The following is a 4,925-nucleotide window of genomic DNA, read 5'->3' as shown; positions in this document are numbered from 1 at the left end:
TTTATTTATTAAGCAAAATAAAGCTGTTGATAAGAAAGAGTGTATTTGCGCCTGCATTCCAGGGGAAGAAGGTTAAAAACGCCTTGTCCTGAGTCTCCGGTTACTCGTTGCAAAATGCAATGCGAGAAATTTTGTGGCAACACCTTCATGACCCACTTCATGTTGGCTCATGCGGCTAGCGCGAATGGCGATAAACATCAGCATCATTTAACAGCAGTAAAAATTATGATTTGTATAAATGCAGTTGATGTTAAAAAATGATTTGCGCCAGAATGCCTAGTACAAACGGACAAAAGCAACAGTATTGCTGAACATAGCCTTTAAAATTGATTTATTTGTCGATTGAGGAGGAATTCACTCGAATGAAGCGAATTATTACATTATTAATTGCTAGGTACTTCACTTAAATAGGGGAGGGGATTGGATGAAGAAAAGTCGATYTTGGAAAAGACTTGGATTTCGTGGGAAAGTGTTATTTGCCATGAGTGCAATTGTCATCCCAATCCTCTTTGTGATGGCCTCTTTTTCATACAATTATTCAAAAAACTTATTTGAATCACAAATGGAAGAAGAATTGGCCCTTGAAAACGAATTGGTGGTTCAGCAAATCTCCACGTTGTTAAGTAGTAAAAGTGAAATTACAAAACAACTTGGAGAACTTGAAGATGTACGGGAACTTATGGAATCTTCAATTGAACGGGAAAATGTAAAGGAGTCAAATATATATCAGCAAGCAAATCAGCTTATGACAAGAGTACAAGAAAATACAGATGGTGTAGGTTTGGTATGGATGGCCTTCCTTGAGCCGAATTTTTTACTTGCAGATAATGGATATATTACCGATGCCGCTTATGATATACATAAACGACCGTGGATTAAAAAAGCGAATGAAGCAGAAGGCTTATCATACTCAGATCTTTATGTCGATTACACAACTAAGGAATTAACCGTGAGTGTCATTTATCCAGTCGAATCAGAGGGGAGACGTCTCGGTTATTTTGGTTTGGACATGCACCTGGATACGATTCCTAAATTGATAGGCTCATATGAAACAAAGGAAAACAAGCATATTTTACTGACGGAGACAGGGCAAACGTTATTTGACTCTGACAACATTAATAGTGAATTCGAAAACATTGCACTCGCTGAAAATGTATTCGAGTTAGTTAAAACATCAAAAGGAAACTTTTATGTGGAAACACGAAAAATTGATAGTACTGGGTGGCAAATGATTAGTTATGCACCCGAAAAAACAGTTACCCAACCACTTGCAGTTTTTGGGCGAATCATCGGTATATCATGGATCATCGCAGCAATTCTTATTTTAATCACCTTATCCTGGTTGCTTCGCTCCATGTTAAAAGACTTACCGACCATTGTGAAGCATGTCCGTCAAATGGAACAAGGTAATTTAGTCGCTAAAATGGGGATCAAAAGTAAGGACGAAATTGGTGAAATTGCACAATCTATCGAGCAGATGGGCAATTTGCTAAACCTACAAGTACAAGAAATTGACTATCAGGCAAGATTTGACTCATTAACGAACTTGCCAAACCGTTTTTCGATTGAACGTGAACTTGCTGGATGGATTGAAGAATTAACCGATTCCGATCAGATGATAACCGTGGCATTTATTGACCTTGATCATTTTAAACAAATCAATGATTCGAAAGGACATGCTTACGGGGATTCTCTATTAGTACAAGTAGCACATCGGATAAAAGACTTATTGCCAGAAAACAGCTGCTTTGGTCGCTTCAGTGGGGATGAATTCATTGTCTTGCTACATTCCAAAAAAGACAAATTCCCGGGTGTCCGAGCAACCCTTACTGCAATACATACTTCATTCGCAAAAGCATTTTATTTGAATGAACAAGCGTTTTTTGTGACTTCTTCCATAGGAGTTTCACTTTATCCCACGGATGCTCAATCATGTGAGCAATTACTAATCAATGCAGATACCGCACTTTATAAAGCAAAAGCAGTAGGAAGAAACAGAGTCCTCTATTTCAATTATGAAATGAAGGAAGCATTCGAAAAACAGCATATGATGGAGCAAGGTTTACGTGAGGCCATCAAGTACAATCAACTTTCACTCGTTTACCAACCACAGTTCAACCTAAAAACAGGCAATACCGAAAGTCTGGAAGCATTGCTGCGGTGGCGACATCCAGAATGGGGAATGATTTCTCCTGCCGAGTTTATTCCCGTGGCGGAAGAGTCTGGGAAAATTCAGGAGATAGGTGATTGGGTACTTGAAACAGCCATTCGCGAAATTAAGAGTATTCATAAGGAATACCCACATGTGTCGTCTGTAGCGATCAATGTCAGTACGATTCAACTACGGGAAACATCCTTCATTCATCTCTTGAAAACGTTGTTGAATAAATATCATGTAGATCCTGGCCTCATCGAAATCGAGATAACTGAGTCCATCTTTATTGAGGGTGGAGAAGAAGTGTTGGAAACGCTCGAAAAAATTCGAGAAATGGGCATTTCCATTGCGCTTGATGATTTCGGAACAGGTTATTCCTCATTAAATTATTTGCGTATTTTACCGATAAACCGTGTAAAAATTGACCGTTCATTTGTTCAGAAAATGGAGAATGATTCGCGTGTGCAGGCGATTATTAAGTCCGTCATTGACTTGTCCCACGATTTAGGGTTCAACGTAGTTGCAGAAGGGGTGGAAACACAAAAACAGCTCTTCTTAATAAAGGCTTTGAATGCAGATGTCATTCAAGGGTTTTATGGCAGCAAACCTTTGAACTGGACACAACTGCATGATTTTCTAAAAGATAGACAAACACTGTAGAGATATAGCCGTCATTTGCACCCCTATAGTTGCAGTGGTAAAATAAACCTTGAGACTATATAAAAAAACCTTGAGACTATATGGGAAGTGAATTTAAATGCTTGGAGTATTAAATAAAGTATTTGACTTAAATAAGCGTGATTTAAAAAGATTAGAAAAAGTTGCCGATCAAGTAGAGGCGTTTGCAAAAGACATGGAAGCATTAACTGATGATCAGTTACGTGCTAAGACTGATGAATTTATAGGGCGATTGGAAAGTGGTTCCGATTTATCGGAAATTCAAGCGGAGGCATTCGCAGTAGTTCGGGAAGCAGCCAAACGAGTTCTTGGTATGTATCCTTTCCGCGTTCAAATTATGGGTGCGGCTGCACTTCATGAAGGCAATATTTCAGAGATGAAAACCGGTGAAGGGAAGACGTTGACGTCCACTATGGCTGTTTATTTAAATGCCATCACTGGAAAAGGAGTTCATGTGGTTACGGTCAATGAGTACTTGGCAAGCCGTGATGCTGCCGAAATGGGTCAGTTGTATAATTTCTTAGGATTAACTGTTGGATTGAATTTAAACAGTTTGAATAAGGACGAGAAACGTGAAGCGTATGCAGCTGATATTACGTATTCAACAAACAACGAACTTGGATTCGACTACTTACGTGACAATATGGTGTTGTACAAAGAAGAACATGTTCAGCGACCACTCTATTATGCAGTAATCGATGAAGTCGATTCCATTTTAATTGATGAAGCACGGACGCCATTGATTATTTCAGGACAAGCAGCAAAATCTGCTCAACTTTACCAACAATCAAATGCTCTTGTCCGTGTACTTCGTAAGGAAGAAGACTTTTCATATGATGAGTCGACTAAAGGTGTCGTATTAACAGAGGCAGGAATTGAAAAGGTTGAAAAAGCGTTTGGAATCGACAATTTATTCGATTTAACACATGTTCGCTTAAACCATGCCATTAACCAGTCCTTGAAGGCACATGCAAGTATGCATAACGATGTTGATTATGTGGTTCAAGAAGGCAACGTCGTAATTGTTGACTCCTTTACAGGACGTCTGATGAAAGGTCGCCGTTATTCGGATGGACTTCATCAAGCGATTGAAGCGAAAGAAGGCCTTGAGATTCAAAATGAATCGATGACCATGGCAACCATTACATTCCAGAACTATTTCCGTATGTACGAAAAACTTTCTGGGATGACGGGTACAGCCAAAACCGAAGAAGAAGAATTCCGCAATATATACAATATGAATGTCATTGCCATTCCAACGAATCGTGTCATTGGACGTGATGATCGTGCTGATTTAATTTACGCTTCAATGGAAGGTAAATATAAAGCCGTAGCGGAAGATATTGCACAACGACACAAAGCTGGTCAACCAGTTCTTGTTGGTACAGTGGCTATCGAAACTTCTGAAATTATTTCGAACTTGTTGACAAAACATGGAATTCGCCACAATGTACTGAATGCGAAAAATCATGAACGTGAAGCTGAAATCATCACAACTGCTGGCCATAAAGGATCTGTAACGATTGCTACGAACATGGCTGGACGTGGAACAGACATCAAACTTGGTGAAGGTGTCATCGAAGTTGGTGGATTAGCTGTCAWAGGTACAGAACGACATGAATCCCGTCGTATTGACAACCAGCTTCGTGGACGCTCAGGACGCCAAGGCGATCCTGGTGTGACTCAGTTCTATTTATCAATGGAAGATGATTTGATGCGCCGTTTCGGTTCGGACAATATGCGTGCTATGATGTCTCGATTGGGTATGGATGATTCTCAGCCAATCCAGTCGAAAATGGTGACACGTGCGGTTGAATCAGCACAAAAACGTGTCGAAGGAAATAACTTTGATGCACGTAAACGATTGCTTCAATATGATGATGTTTTACGTCAACAACGTGAAATCATTTATAAAGAACGTTTGGAAGTGCTGGAAACCGATAACATGCGTGGATTGGTAGAAACGATGATCGACGAAGTTATTGAACGATCAGTTGCAGCTCATACTGCTTCAGACAAGCACGAAGATTGGAACTATAAAGGTCTGGAAGATACAATTCAAGCAAATTTACTATCTGAAGGTGCCATAACT

At 39.7% G+C, this 4,925-nt stretch carries 2 protein-coding genes; both read left to right on the top strand.

The features are described from left to right. The first annotated feature begins 424 nt into the window (after window positions 1–424). Window positions 425–2,815, top strand: coding sequence for an EAL domain-containing protein (locus AC1DSB_RS14390; RefSeq protein WP_477586955.1), 2,391 nt, complete (start codon window positions 425–427; stop codon window positions 2,813–2,815). Between the two features lie 97 nt (window positions 2,816–2,912). Further along, window positions 2,913–4,925: preprotein translocase subunit SecA (gene secA, locus AC1DSB_RS14385; RefSeq protein ID WP_477586954.1), on the top strand; the 2,013-nt coding region annotated here is incomplete at its 3' end.

Source organism: Paenisporosarcina sp. P4_E4_2 (assembly GCF_056401595.1).
The sequence above is the reverse complement of the archived record's forward strand: the minus strand, read 5'-3'. Positions and strand labels throughout refer to the sequence as shown.